Origin of the sequence: Pseudomonas oryzihabitans (assembly GCF_001518815.1) — a bacterium.
In the GTDB taxonomy this organism is placed as follows: domain Bacteria; phylum Pseudomonadota; class Gammaproteobacteria; order Pseudomonadales; family Pseudomonadaceae; genus Chryseomonas; species Chryseomonas oryzihabitans_E.
Genome location: NZ_CP013987.1, coordinates 2,241,549 through 2,255,985, shown reverse-complemented (window position 1 = coordinate 2,255,985; position 14,437 = coordinate 2,241,549). Strand labels below are relative to the sequence as shown.

Here is a 14,437-nt window from a genome sequence, read left to right as displayed (position 1 = left end):
TTCGCCGGTAGTACGGGCTAGACGACGGATCTTTTCTCTATAGGGGTGGTATTAATAAACAAGCATGAGGTGTTTGTTCGATCCTGGTCTGCTGGTTGACACGCCGGACCCTTCCAACCGGGATGCATGGGCGTATCCACGGCCCGCCAGGCAAAACGTCGCCCTAGTTCGCGATAACCCGAGAACACGAAATCACCGCTGCGCATCCTGTAGGCCGTGCGTCTGGCACGGTAGACCCGAGGGATGAGATACCAGGGCAAGCCGGGCAGATCGTGGTGAACCAGATGCAGGGTGTTGTTGAGAAACAGCCACCGCAGCGCCCCGCCGCTCTCATTGAGTACGCAGCGCTGGGCAGGATCCTGTGCCGGCCGATGTTCGTAGAAGGACCTGATCAGCGGCACGGCCAGGCCGGGCCAGGCGATGCCCAGGGCATAGACCGCCGCGGGCATTCCGGACAGTTCTTGAACCGCCACCAGCAGGCCAGCGCCTAGCACCAAGTGGACCAGCCAGACGCGCAGCACGCCAGGCTCGCCGCGTCGCCAGCGGCGGACTTCATGATCGAGCATGCCGTGCAGCGCCAGCGCCGGACCTACCAGGATCCGTCCGATCAGCGTCTTGTCCAGCCAGAGCAGCGCGCGTCCGGCCTGCCCTCTCCGCTCCCAGAGCTCCGCATCGACATAGCGGCTCTCGGGATCGAGTCGTGGATCAGTGAGCGTCTCGCGATGGTGGTGAGCCAAATGACTGTCGCGATAGAGCGGAAAGGGAAACCAGAGCCCGAGGGGCGGATAGGCAAGCATGGCGTTCGCACCCGGCCAGCGCGTGGGATGGCCATGGATCAGCTCGTGCTGCAGGGACTGATGGAGTACGACGACCAGTATCAGCGGCGGCAGCGTCCAATAGCCGAGCAACTGCCAGCCACAGAGGAGCGTCAGCCAGCTGCCGTAGACGCCGAAGACCAGCGCCCAGGTAGGCCACTCACTGCGGGCGGCAAAGGTACGCGAGAGCATTTTGACCAGGCGGCGATGCCGCGCATCCAGATAGACAGTCACCGCCAGATCCCAACCAGGACAATCGAGCGACAACACTAGGTACGGTCGAGAACGACGCCAAATAATATTTAGGTATTACCTCATGAAAAGAGCAGCGCTGGCTGACGACCGATAGGCTTCGCACTGTTGCCCATTGGACAGTAATAAATGAAACAGCTTTTCTCTTCATTTTTAACGTAAAAAATCACCACCAAATCAGAGAGTTATTCAAATTATAAATATTTCTCCAGTTTCGACGCTGTTGCGCAATGGACAGTGATATTGATATTCGAAGCCGGTGCATATGCTTAGCAGTTTTGAGCATTGGTCGATCGCCAGGTTGTATTTCTAGACTTTGGCAACCTCCCTAGTGGTCATGAACTCCCATGCTCTTTTTTACTCGCTCTCCTTATACAGACAATGTCACGCAAACGCCCATCGCGAACCATGCCACCGAATGGGAAGAATCCGGGCATCCCCGGGCGGGTTCGGTAATAGGCCAACAGCCCCAGGCCGGACTCGCAGAGGCGAACCAAGGCCTCACCAATTGCCGCCAGGCTTTATCCCGGGAGTCGTCCATGGCGCTGCTCGGGGCGCCAGGCCAACGCTTTATAGCAGCTGCCCTCCTGATCGGCCGTACCGACATGGCGCACACGGCGATGGCCCGTATTGGCATCCCCCAGCTTGCGACCTCGCTGACAGGATCTGAAGGAGCCCCGTTCGCATGAGTACCCTTTGCGCAGGCTGGGGCGCAGGCCCTTCCGATCGATACGCCGAACTCTCGGCGCAGTTTCAGCCGCTGTTCCGGCGCATCCGCGAGGGGGCCATCTCGCGTGAAGTACAACGGCGTCTACCCGTAGAGGAGCTTGGCTGGCTGAAGGCGGCGGGGTTCACCGCCTTGCGTCTGCCGATCGAATACGGCGGGGCAGGTATCACCCTGCCGGAGCTCTTTGCCCTGCTCATCGAACTGGGTGAGGCGGACTCCAACCTGGTCCAGGCCCTGCGCGGGCATATGGGCTTTGTCGAAGGGCTGCTGAACAGTGAAAACGAGGCGCGGCGCAGGCGCTGGTTCGCCCGTATCTCCGCCGGCGAGACCCTGGGCCCGGCTTCAAGCGAAGTGGGTGACGCCCGGCGTGCCGAGTTCAGTACCCGCCTCTGCCGGGACGGAGATTCCCTGCTGCTTTCCGGCACCAAGTTCTACACCACCGGCTCGCTCTATGCCGATTGGATCGACGTGGGCGCCACCGACGACGCGGGCAACAGGGTAACGGCCACCCTTCGCCGCGACGCCCCCGGCGTGGAGGTAGTGGATGACTGGAACGGCTTCGGCCAGACCCTCACCGCCAGTGGTACAGCGACCTTTACCAGTGTTCGGGTAGCGCCCGAGGACGTAGTGCCGGTGGGCGAGCGGTTCCGTTATTCGCCCGGGTTCTTCCAGGTGTTTCACCTCGCCAATCTGGCCGGCCTGGGACGCGCCATGAGCGGCGAGGTCGCCGCAGCAGTGGCCGCCCGCACCCGTACCTTCACCATCGGCAATGCCGACCGGGTCAGCCAGGATCCGCAGGTGCTGGCCGTGGTGGGTCAGGTGCGCAGCGCCGCCTACTGCGCCGGGGTGATCACCCTGAAGAATGCCGAGGCGCTGCAAAGGGCCTATGACCTCAGGCACGCAGACGATCCCGCCGCTGAGGATCGCGCGGTGGGCCTGGCCGAATTGGAGGTCTGCCAGTCGCTGAATGTGGTTACGGACCTCATCCTTGACGCCTCCGGCCGCCTGTTCGACGCCCTGGGCGCATCGGCGACGCTGAAGCCTCAGGGGCTGGATCGCTTCTGGCGCAATGCTCGCACCCTCGCCTCCCACAATCCGCGCATCTACAAGGACCGGATCGTCGGTGACTTCGCGGTCAATGGCACTGTCCCGCCACCCCAATGGAAGATCGGTGTTGCCTGAGCATGCACGGCAGTCGGAAACGGCGAAGCGAGCCGCCCTGCACCGCTGTTCGCCGCCCTCGTCGATGCGCTAAGCTCGCCGGCTTCCCCCTTGGAGCGCCGTCATGGAAAGGTCTCGCCGTAATCGTCAGGTCATGTGGAAGGCGATCAAGGATCCGCGCTTTATCCCCGTCGCGGTCGCGGCGGTGTGCATCGTGCTGTTTTTCGTGCTGGGCCTGATCGACGTCCTGGGCGACTGATCCATCCGCACTCAAAGTGCCGAAAGGCCCTGAGCGCGGTCAGCCTGGTGCTCTCTGCGCAGGCCGCTTCGCGCGGCCTGCCTCCCATCAACGGGACCGCCCTCAGCCCTTGCGCTGATTGAGAAAGCGGAAGCAGCCGGCCAGCAGGTCGTCGAAGCGCCAGGGCTTGGGCAGGTAGTAGATGTCCGGTGCGCGCTCGGGCTGCAGCTCTTCGAAGTATCCGGAAGAGACGATGATGGGCAGGCCCGGCAGTTGTTGCTTGACGCGACGAGCCAGCTCCAGGCCGTCGATGGCGCCCGGCATGCGGACATCGGTGATCAGCAGGTCCGGCGTGGGTTGCGCGCTGGACAGGTGTTCCCAGGCCAGGTCCGCAGTACCGAAGGTCCGTACCTCAAAGCCTTCCCCTTCGAGCACTTCTTCCATCAGCCCGAGCAACATGTTCTCGTCTTCGACGACCACTACCACTGGTTTCATAAATCCGTCTCGATCTCCGCAGGTCCGCCATCTGACTGGACGTGTCTCGTTGGGGCGCGAATTCTACTCCTATCCTGCGTCCGCTGCGCAGTCTCCTCTCAGCTTAGACCGGAGGTGCGACATCCTGCCTCACTGCTAGACAGAAAAAGGCAGAAGGGATCCGCACACGGCTAGACACCATAGGGGTGGTATTAACTCCTGAAGGGGTTTCGGCGGGTGATCAGGGAACCGCGGGTGGCCGCTCCAGTCGGAATCCAGGTATCTCGAAGGGCTTCCCGCGATTCAGGCGCGTCAGCTCTCAGGATCATGGGAAGCCGTCTGCCATAGGAGAAAGCGCATGACGGCTATCGACTGGACGGGTTGGCTCACCGCCCCCTGGATCACCACCCTGATCGCGGCGGCGGTCGCCCTGCTGATCAGCACCATTGCCCTGATCCTGGCCTTCGCCGCTATCCGCCGCCTGGCCAACCCTTTCCTGCTCGCTCGCAACCTGGTCAAGTACGCGGAGAAACCCGCACGCCTCGCCGTGCCGCTGGTCGTGCTCCAGGGTGTCTGGAACTCAGCACCCGATGCCCTGCCGCTGTTGCGTGCGGTACAGCATGTGACCGGGCTATTGAGCATCGCCGCCTTCACCTGGCTAGGCCTGCGCATGGTTAAGGCGGTGGGCGCCACCATCGCCCTGCGCAATCCGGTGGATGTGGTCGACAATCTGCGCGCCCGTCGGATCCAGACACAAAGCCGGGTACTGGTGCGCAGCCTCAGCTTCGTCGTGCTGCTGATCGGTATCGCCCTGATGCTGATGACCTTTCCGGCCGTCCGGCAGGTGGGTGCCAGCCTGCTGGCCTCGGCTGGCGTCGCCGGCCTGGTGGCCGGTATCGCGGCGCGCCCCGTGCTGGGCAACCTCATCGCTGGCTTGCAGATTGCCGTGACCCAGCCGATCCGGCTGGACGACGTGGTCATCGTCGAGGGCGAATGGGGCCGGGTGGAAGAGATCACCGGTACCTACGTGGTGGTACGCATCTGGGATGATCGCCGGCTGGTAGTGCCACTCCAGTACTTCATCGAGACACCCTTCCAGAACTGGACTCGCTCCTCCTCCAGCCTGATCGGCTCGGTATTCATCTGGGTGGATTATTCATTGCCGCTGGCGCCGATCCGCACCGAATTGGAACGCGCCTGTGCCGAAGTGCCCCATTTATGGGATGGCCGCGTCTGCGTGCTGCAGGTCACTGATGCCTCGAGCGAATCCATGCAGGTTCGAGTGCTGGTGAGCTCTGGCGACTCCTCGAAGAACTGGGACCTGCGCTGTTTCGTGCGCGAGCGGCTGATCACCTATGTCAACCGCGAATTCCCCCTCTGTCTGCCCAAGCTGCGAACCGAGCTGGGCCGTCGCGATCATCTTCCTTCATTACATTCCGACGAAAGGCATGAACCTGCGGTGCGACAGCCAGAAGTCTGACTTGGTAGTCATCTACGGCGATCTGGTGCGCAAAAAACGCTTCACTTGCCATTTATTCCTTAGCGCACCAGAGATGATCGTCAGCTTTGGGCACGCATCTGGCAATACGAAGGATAACCGCAACATTCGCGCGGGAAACTTGTGACGTTGTCCATGAGTCAGTGCGAGAGCAATCTGGAAATCCGCGAAGCAGTTCTCGCCCAATTCCAGACATCTCAGAAGAGATGACCGGCAAAAAGGCTGTAGCAGCTCGGCTGTAGGCGTTTTTGAACCAGGAGCATCGAGCTTCAGGAAGAAGCAATCAGGTAAACCTCAGTCTCGAACTTGCTGCATTGGGAGCGCACCATGGCAAATGCCGTCGTGGGGAAATTTGGGGCTCTGGAGCCCGTAGAAACTGCCACTCGCACCACCAGATCCAGCTCTCCTCACAAGCGTATTGAAGAGCCTCAGCTGACGCTGAGCTCCGTTGTTGAAAGCCGCAAGCGTATTCTTTTCGTTACCCCGGAGATTTCCGACTTCGTCAAGGCCGGCGGCCTGGGCGAGGTATCCGGCGCCCTGCCCCGCGCCCTCGCCGCCTCCCATGACGTCCGGGTACTGATCCCTGGTTATCGTCAGGTGATGGCCGCGATCAAGGACCGGGTGCAGATGGTCGGCCGCATCGCCGCCCGTGCTGCCATGCCGGCCTGCGACATCGGTCGCGTCAATCTGGACGACGGGCTGGTCGTCTATGTATTGATCTGCCCTGAGCTCTACGAGCGCTCGGGCAATCCCTATGGCGACCTGAACGGCGCCGATTGGGCTGACAACCATATCCGTTTCGGGCGTTTGGCCAGCGCCGCTGCCGATTTCGCCCTGGGCGACGCCTCCATTCGCTGGGTGCCGGATCTGCTGCACCTCAACGACTGGCAGACGGGCCTTGCCGCCGGCTACCTGCGCTGGAAGGGTGCCGCTACCCCCTGCCTGACCACCATCCACAACCTGGCGTATCAGGGCCTGTTCCCGGCCTCGGTCATGGCCGACCTGGATATTCCCGCCCACGCCTTCCAGATGGAAGGTCTGGAATTCTGGGGCAAGGTGTCCTTCCTCAAGGCCGGCCTGGTCTACGCCGACCACATCACCACCGTCAGCCATACCTATGCCCAGGAAATCACCACCCCGGAATTCGGCTGCGGGCTTGAAGGCCTGCTGCAGGTCAAGGCTCGTCAGGGCAAGCTGACCGGTCTGCTCAATGGCATCGACGATGGCTGGAGCGCCTGCAGCGATCCGCACCTGTGCCAGCAGTTCCACGAATCCGACTGGGACGGCAAGGCGGTCAACGCTGCCCGCATCCGCGAGGAATTCGACCTCGAGCCGTCCAATGGCCCGTTGTTCGCCGTGGTCTCGCGTCTGGTCCAGCAGAAAGGCATCGATCTGACCATCCAGGCGGCCGATCACATCGTCGCCCGCGGCGGCCAGTTGATGATCATCGGTTGCGGTGAGCCGCACATCGAGCGGCAGGTGCGTGCTCTTGCTCTGCGCTATCCGGGTCGTGTCAGCGCCCACATCGGCTTTTGCGAGACGGAAGCCCGACGCATGTATGCAGGCAGCGATTTCCTGCTGATGCCTTCGCGCTTCGAGCCCTGCGGCCTGAGCCAGATGTATGCCCAGCGCTTCGCCTCGCTGCCAATCGCGACCCGTACCGGCGGCCTGGCTGACAGCATCGAAGACGGCACTACCGGCTTCCTGTTCGCCCCGCTGTCGCTGGAAAACTACATCGGTGCGATCGATCGCGCCCTGGGCGTTTTCGAACGCCAGGGCCTGCTGCTGGCCATGCGTCACAGGGCCATGCAAGGGCCGTTCTTCTGGTCCGAATGCGCCAAACCCTATGCCTCGCTGTACCTCGATCTGCTCCAGGCCACCGCTCACCAGGAGCGTCACGTCGGCGTCTGATGTCCGACGTGGCTACCAAGCGCTTTTCCCTGGCCAAAAGGCCGACGAAAAGCGCTCACCCCGCCCAACTTTGAGCAACTCTCACCGGTCATAACAGCAACTGCGGCCAATTGGGCCGCAGTGCCTTTTTTGCCGTCCGGTTTCGGGAGTTCTCCATCCATGACTGATATTTCGCGCGACGCAGCCGCGGTAACCGGGGGCTACGCCTGGCAAACCCGCGCCGGTGCCACCCTGGTGAGCAAGGACCGTACGCTGTTTCACTTCTGGGCGCCCAGCGCCGACGCCGTGTCGGTGGTGCTGGAAGGCGGCATGACCATCCCCATGGAAGCCGAGCAAGACGGCTGGTTCGCAGTGGAGGCGCAGTGCGGTGCCGGCACCCGCTATCGCTATCAGATCGAAGATCTGCTGGTCCCGGACCCCGCTTCCCGCGCCCAGGCCGGCGATGTGCACGAGCCGAGCATCGTCATCGACCCCACCACCTACCACTGGCAGTCCGTCGAGTGGCAGGGTCGTCCCTGGCACGAAAGCGTCATCTACGAATTGCATGTCGGCACCCTGGGCGGGTTCTCGGGCGTGGAGAAATTGGTACCCCGCCTGGCCGCGCTGGGCGTCACCGCCATCGAACTGATGCCCCTGTCGGAATTCCCGGGCAGTCGCAACTGGGGCTATGACGGCGTCCTGCCCTATGCCGTGGAAGCTTCCTACGGCACCCCCGACGATCTCAAGTCGCTGATCGATACCGCCCACACCCATGGCGTCATGGTCTATCTGGACGTGGTCTACAACCACTTCGGCCCCGACGGTAACTACCTGCACGCCTACGCCGAGCGCTTCTTCCGCGAAGACATCCATACCCCCTGGGGCGCCGCCATCGACTTCCGCCAGGACGCCGTGCGCCGCTACTTCATCGACAACGCCCTGATGTGGCTGATGGAGTACCGCTTCGACGGCCTGCGCTTCGATGCCGTCCACGCCATTGGCGACAAGGGCTTCCTCGAGGAAATGGCCGAGGAGATCCGCAGTACCGTCGAACCGGGTCGCCATGTCCACCTCATGCTGGAAAACGAAGACAACACCGCTACCCTGTTGGGCGGACAGCATTACGACGCCCAGTGGGCGGACGACTGGCACAACGTCATGCACCCGTTGCTGACCGGTGAGAACGAAGGGTACTACCAGGACTTCACCGAGGATGCGACGGCCAAGCTGGTGCGTTGCCTGGGCGAGGGCTTCATCTATCAGGGCGAGCCGACCCGTCATGGCAAGGCCCGGGGCGAACCGAGCAAGAATCTGCCCGCCTCGGCCTTCGTCATCTTCCTGCAGAACCATGACCAGGTGGGTAACCGCGCCTTCGGTGAACGTCTGACCCGACTGGCGCCGGAACCCGCACTGAAGGCTGCTACCGCCCTGCTGCTGCTCAGCCCGATGATTCCCTTGCTGTTCATCGGTGAGGAATGGGGCAGCCGCCAACCCTTCCTATTCTTTACCAGCCACAACGACGAGCTGGCCGAACTGGTACGGGATGGCCGCCGCAACGAGTTCAAGGACTTCGACTTCTTCACCAGTGAAGAACATCGCCAGCAGATCCCTGACCCGAATGCGCCCAAGACCTTCGAAGATTCCAAGCCCAATTTCGGCGAGGCCGATCAGCCCGACCATGGCGCCTGGCTTGGCCTGTATCGCGAGCTGCTGGAGATCCGTCGCCGGGAACTCTTCCCGCGCCTGGAAGGCGCTCGTGCCGAAGGTGCCGAAGCCCTGGCCGACCGTGCCGTGCGGGCACGCTGGAGCCTGGCCGATGGCAGCCGCCTGACCATCGAACTCAACCTGAGCGAGAACGCCGTGCAGGTCGACGACGCACCCCAGGGTGAATTGCTGCACAGCAGCGACGCGGCGGCGACGCCAGCCCGGCAGGACGGTCAGCTGGCTGCCCACTGTGCAATGGTCTGGCTGGAGAAACAGGCATGAGTGGCGATCGTCTGGAACAATTGGCCAAAGCCGCCGGTATCGCCATCGAGTGGACCGCCTACGATGGCCAGCACCAACGGGTGAGCCCCGAGGCACTACGCAATCTGCTCAAGGCTATCGAGCTGCCCGCGGACAGTGACGCGGACATCGATGCCAGCCTGCGCAAGCTGGCCGAGGTCGGCGACAAGGATCACCTGCCTCCCCTCCTCACGGCCGTGGTCGGTAAACCCGTCGGGACACCCGACCAGTTCAAGCGTGGCGTCCGCTATGAGGTGCAGTTGGAAGACGGCGAGCGCCTGGAAGGTCAGGTAGATGACCAGGGCCAGCTCGCGCCCATCAGTGCCGTCGGTTATCACCAGGCGGAAATCGGTGGTGAAGCCCTGACCCTGGCCGTTGCGCCGGAGCGCTGCTTTACCATCGCCGACGCCACAGGCGACGAGCAGGCCCGCCTCTGGGGCCTGGCCGTGCAGCTCTACAGCCTCAGACGCGACGGTGGCAGCGGTGCGGGCGATCTGCAGGGCCTGGTGCAGCTCGCCAAGGCAGCTGCCGGCAAGGGCGCCGATGCCCTGGCCATCAGCCCGCTGCACGCCATGTTCAGCGCCGATGGCAGTCGCTACAGCCCCTATTCGCCGTCGAGTCGGGTGTTCTTCAATGTGCTCTATGCCGCGCCAGAACTGGTGCTGGGCGCCGAGCCCGTGCGTCAGGCCATGCAGCGCGCCGGCCTGCAGGCGGAAGCCGAGCGCCTCGAACAGCTAGAGCTGATTGACTGGCCGGCCCTGGCCAAGCTGCGGCTGCGCCTGCTGCGTACCCTGCACCTAGAGTTTCGCACCGCCGCCGGCACACTGCGCGAGCGCTTCGAGGCCTTCCGCCGTGACGGTGGTGAAGCCCTGGAGAATCACTGCCGCTTCGAAGCCCTGCATGCCTCTTTCACCCAGGGTAATGCCTCGCCGAGCTGGCAGCATTGGCCGCAGCAGTATCGCGACCCCAAGAATCCTGCCGTGGCTGAATTCGCCGAACGCCATGCCCAGGACGTGGAGTTCTATGCCTTCACCCAGTGGCTGGCCAGCGAAGGGCTGTCCGCCGCCCAGAAGCAGTGCCGCGAATCGGGTATGAAGATTGGTCTGATCGCCGACATCGCCGTGGGCGCGGATGGGGGTGGCAGCCAGGCCTGGAGCCGCCAGGAAGAGCTGTTGGCTTCGGTCACCGTGGGTTGTCCGCCGGACCTGCTCAACCAGAAGGGTCAGGGGTGGGGCATTTCCGCCTTCTCGCCCTCCGGCATGGTCAAGCACGGCTTCCGCGCCTTCATCGAGATGCTCAAGGCCAACTTCGCGCACGCCGGCGGTGTGCGCATCGATCACGTAATGGGTCTGCAGCGCCTCTGGCTGGTGCCCGAGGGGGCTTCCCCGGCCGACGGTGCCTATCTTTCCTACCCTATCGACGACCTGCTGCGGCTGGTCGCCCTGGAGTCCTGGCGCCATCGGTGCGTGGTCATGGGCGAGGACCTGGGCACGGTGCCCGAGGGGTTCCGCGAACGCCTGGCCGAGCGCGCCGTCATGGGTATGCAGATACTGCTGTTCGAACGCGACGACAAAGCCTTCAAGCCCGCCGCGGGCTGGTCGGACACCGCCATGGGGATGCCCACTACCCACGATCTGCCAACCCTCACCGGCTGGTGGCAGGGCCGTGATGCCGACTGGCAGGAAAAGCTCGGCCTGCTTCCCGACGGCACCACGCGCCAGGACCGGCTCTACGAGCGCGCCGAGGATCGCCAATACCTGGCCAAGGTGCTGAACCTGGACGATACCCGCGAAAGCAATGTCGAACAGGCCGTCGACGCCGCCATCGAGTTCATCGGCCGCACCCCTGCGCCACTGATCATCCTGCCGGTGGAAGACGCCCTGGGTCAGCTGGAACAGGCCAACCTGCCCGGCACCACCAACGAACACCCCAACTGGCTGCGCCGCTGGGACGCTCCTGCGGAGCGCCTGCTGGACGCAACCACCCCTGAACGACGCCTAAGCGTGCTGAGCACTGCCCGTAACAATCCGGAGAACACTCGATGAGTCGCTTGCGCGCTACCGTACGCCTGCAGTTCCACAAGGATTTCACCTTCGATAATGCCCTGCCCCTGGTCGATTATTACGCCAAGCTGGGCATCAGCCATGTCTATGCATCCCCCATCACCACGGCCCGCGCCGGATCCGTGCACGGCTACGACGTGGTCGACCCCACCCGGGTCAACCCGGAGCTGGGTGGTGAAGAGGCGTTGCGTCGCCTGGTAGCCCGCCTGCGCGAGCATGGCATGGGCCTGATCGCCGACTTCGTGCCCAACCACACCAATGTGGGTGGCTCGGAAAACGCCTGGTGGCTGGACATCCTCGAATGGGGACGCCAGAGCCGCTATGCCAGCTTCTACGACATCAACTGGTACGGACCGGACCCGGATCTGCAGGGCCAAGTGCTGCTGCCCTTCCTGGGAGATGCCTATGGCAACGTGCTGCAGGCCGGCGACCTCAAGCTGGTGTTCGACGCCGAGCAAGGCGCCTTCCGAGTGGAGTACTACGCCCACCACTTCCCCATCAACCCGGGCACCTATGGCCAGATCCTGCGCGAGAGCGACCTGCCTCAACTGAGCCTCTTCGCCGATGCCTTCTCGGCGCGTGCCAAGGACCTGGAAGAAGCCCGCGGCGCCCAGCGCCAGCTGGCGGACGCCGCCAAGGACCCGGCCGTGGCAGCCGCCATCGAAAAGGCGGTCGCCGCCTTCGACGGTAGCCAGCCATCCAACCAGGAACGCCTGCACGCCCTGCTGGAGAGCCAGCACTATCGCCTGGCCAGCTGGCGTACCGCCTCGGACGACATCAACTGGCGACGCTTCTTCGACATCACCGAACTGGGCGGCCTGCGCATGGAACGCCACGAGGTGTTCGAGGAAACCCATTCGCTGATCTTCCGCCTCATCAGCGAAGGCCTGCTCGACGGCCTGCGCCTGGATCACATCGACGGCCTGGCCAATCCCCGTGCCTATTGCCGCAAGCTACGTCGCCGCGTGGACGACCTCTGCGCCAGCCGCAGCGGTGGTGCGCCGGAAGATGGCTTCCCCATCTATATCGAGAAGATCCTGGCCGACGGCGAGCAGCTGCGCGAAGGCTGGGGCATCGATGGCACCACCGGCTACGAGTTCATGAACGAGGTCTCGGCGGTGCAGCATGCCGCCAGCGGTGAAGCGCCCCTTCGTCAGTTCTGGGCCGAGCAGACCGGTCGTACCGAGGACTTCCTCGAAGAGGTTCGGGAGGCACGGCGTCTGGTGCTCACCGGCGCCCTCTCCAGCGAATTCGAATCGGCCGTGCACACGCTGCACCTCTTGGCCCAACAGGACTGGCGTACCCGTGACACCAGCCAAGGCGCCATCCGCCGGGTGCTGCTGGAGCTGATCGTGCAGTTCAAGGTCTATCGCACCTATGCCGGCGCAGCCGGTTTCGTCGGCGCCGATGCCCAGTGGTTCGATACCGCGCTGGAAGCGGCCCGCCCCCACGTCAGCGAAGCGGAACAGCCGCTGCTGGAGCAATTGCGCGCCTGGCTGGGTGGCGATGCACCGCGGCACAAGCCGGTGGGCAGCGTGGCCCGTCGCGAACAGCGTCGCGCCATCACCAAGTTCCAGCAACTCACTTCGCCCATCGCCGCCAAGGCTGTGGAAGACACCGCCTGCTATCGTTCCGCCCCTCTGCTCTCGCGCAACGATGTGGGTTTCGATCCCCAGCATTTCGCCCAACCCGTGAGTGCCTTCCACAAGGCCAGCGGTTGGCGTGCCGAGCACTTCCCGCGCAACATGCTGACCACTGCGACCCACGACCACAAGCGCGGCGAAGACACCCGTGCGCGTCTGGCGGTGGTCTCCGAACGACCGGATGCCTATATCGCCCAGGTCAGTGGCTGGATGAATCAGGCGGCTCCCCTGCGTGGCCAGTGGAACGATGCTCCCGCGCCGACGCCGGGCGATGAGCTGATGCTCTACCAGACCCTGCTCGCCAGCTGGCCGCTACACCTGGAAGCCGACGATCAGGCCGGCCTGCAGGCCTATCTGGAACGCCTGCTGCAGTGGCAGGAAAAGGCTCTGCGTGAAGAGAAGCTGGAGTCCGACTGGTGGGCGCCGAACGGCGACTACGAGGCAGCCTGCAAAGCCTTCCTGGAAGGCCTGCTGACCAACGACGACTACCGCGCCCTGCGCGGCGAGATCGTGACCGCCGTACACGAACTGGCGCCTGCCGGCGCGCTGAACGGCCTGGTGCAGATGCTGCTGCGCAACACCGCGCCCGGCGTTCCCGACCTCTACCAGGGCGGTGAATTCTGGGACTTCAGCCTGGTGGAACCCGACAACCGCCGCGCCGTGGACTATGCCCCGCGCCAGCAGGCCCTGGCGCAACACGCCTCTGCCAGTGCGGCACTGGACGCCTGGCAGGACGGCGCGGTCAAGCAACAGGTGCTGGCCACCGTGCTGCAACTGCGCAAGCAGCAACCACAGCTGTTCACCGAAGGTACCTACCTGCCGCTGACCGTAGCGGGAGCCCATGCCGATCAGGTACTGGCCTTCGCCCGTACCTGGGAGCAGCACGCGGTGATCGTCATCGTGCCGGTACATGCCTCCGACCTGCTGGAAACCGCTGGGAAGCTCACCTTTTCTGCAGAGACGTGGCAGGACACCCGGATAAAACTCCCGGAAACCTTGTCCATGTACCGTTTTGGGGAAACTTTTGCCCCTTCGTCTGTCCATGACCAGAAGAAAGAGCTTTCTGTCGGCGAGGTTCTGGCACGTTTTCCGCTTGGATTGCTCAGCACACAAGACATCACTCAAGGAGCCGCACCGCAATGACCCAAAAAGACGAACGCATTCAGCAGCTCGCCTATCAGATCTGGGAGTCCGAAGGACGGCCGGCCCACGAACATGATCGCCACTGGGAGATGGCGACCCGCTTGTACGAAGCCGAACAGGAAGGCGTCGCCAAGAAGACCGCTGCCAAGAAACCGCGCGCTGCCACGGCTGCAGCGAGCGCGGAAAAGCCCGTTGCAGGCAAGGCGCGCACCACTGGCAAGACCAAGAGTGGCAGCGAGAAGGCTGCCACCGAGGCCGCAGCCGCTGGTGAATCGGTGACCGAGAAGGTCGAGTCGGCCGCCAAGAAGGTCGCCTCCAAGGTGAAGCAGGCGGTCAAGCCCAGTGCAAGCAAGACCAACGCCAGCAAGGCTAAAGCCGATGCCAACGTCGAGGCGACTGGCGTAGGTGTGGCACCTGCCACGCCGAAGAAGCCCCGCGCTTCCCGCGCCAAGTCGGCGACGGCCAAGCCCCCCGCCAGCGAGTGATGTGATGTCCGGCCTGGCCAATCGGCCAGGCCTTCCCCCTGCCG

Annotated in this window: 10 protein-coding genes; 8 read left to right on the top strand and 2 right to left on the bottom strand. The window is 63.7% G+C overall.

The genetic code is table 11. From position 1 onward, the window contains the following. Positions 1-17 precede the first annotated feature (17 nt). Positions 18-1,049 (bottom strand): fatty acid desaturase, encoded by a 1,032-nt coding sequence (locus APT59_RS10430; protein ID WP_082696323.1) that lies wholly within the window; start codon positions 1,047-1,049, stop codon positions 18-20. A gap of 703 nt (positions 1,050-1,752) precedes the next feature. Here APT59_RS10430 and APT59_RS10425 point away from each other — a divergent pair. Continuing rightward, entirely contained in the window at positions 1,753-2,976 is a 1,224-nt protein-coding gene (locus tag APT59_RS10425; RefSeq protein ID WP_059314779.1) for an acyl-CoA dehydrogenase family protein, read from the top strand. A gap of 103 nt (positions 2,977-3,079) precedes the next feature. Continuing rightward, the gene (locus APT59_RS22775) at positions 3,080-3,214 is read left to right on the top strand and encodes a hypothetical protein (RefSeq protein ID WP_257721115.1); all 135 of its coding nucleotides are present in this window, start codon (positions 3,080-3,082) and stop codon (positions 3,212-3,214) included. Between the two features lie 102 nt (positions 3,215-3,316). Here the strand turns inward: APT59_RS22775 and APT59_RS10420 are convergent, their stop codons facing one another. Next, positions 3,317-3,688, bottom strand: coding sequence for a response regulator (locus APT59_RS10420; protein WP_059314778.1), 372 nt, complete (start codon positions 3,686-3,688; stop codon positions 3,317-3,319). Positions 3,689-4,025: 337 nt separating this feature from the next. Between APT59_RS10420 and APT59_RS10415 the strand changes: the two genes are divergently transcribed. The 6 genes from APT59_RS10415 to APT59_RS22635 all read left to right on the top strand — a co-directional run bounded on the left by APT59_RS10415 (position 4,026) and on the right by APT59_RS22635 (position 14,393). Then, a complete protein-coding gene (locus APT59_RS10415; RefSeq protein ID WP_059314777.1) occupies positions 4,026-5,147 on the top strand; it encodes a mechanosensitive ion channel family protein in 1,122 nt (373 codons plus the stop codon). 345 nt (positions 5,148-5,492) lie between these two features. Beyond that, positions 5,493-7,076 (top strand): glycogen synthase GlgA, encoded by a 1,584-nt coding sequence (gene glgA / locus APT59_RS10410; RefSeq protein WP_237140592.1) that lies wholly within the window; start codon positions 5,493-5,495, stop codon positions 7,074-7,076. Positions 7,077-7,235: 159 nt separating this feature from the next. Further along, a complete protein-coding gene (gene treZ / locus APT59_RS10405; protein WP_059314776.1) occupies positions 7,236-9,041 on the top strand; it encodes a malto-oligosyltrehalose trehalohydrolase in 1,806 nt (601 codons plus the stop codon). After that, positions 9,038-11,104 (top strand): 4-alpha-glucanotransferase, encoded by a 2,067-nt coding sequence (malQ, locus tag APT59_RS10400; protein ID WP_059314775.1) that lies wholly within the window; start codon positions 9,038-9,040, stop codon positions 11,102-11,104. Before treZ ends, malQ begins: the two co-directional genes overlap by 4 nt. After that, on the top strand, positions 11,101-13,908 hold the full coding sequence (gene treY, locus APT59_RS10395) for a malto-oligosyltrehalose synthase (protein ID WP_059314774.1): 2,808 nt from the start codon (positions 11,101-11,103) through the stop codon (positions 13,906-13,908). Before malQ ends, treY begins: the two co-directional genes overlap by 4 nt. Next, a complete protein-coding gene (locus tag APT59_RS22635) occupies positions 13,905-14,393 on the top strand; it encodes a DUF2934 domain-containing protein (RefSeq protein ID WP_059314773.1) in 489 nt (162 codons plus the stop codon). Before treY ends, APT59_RS22635 begins: the two co-directional genes overlap by 4 nt. Positions 14,394-14,437 lie beyond the last annotated feature (44 nt).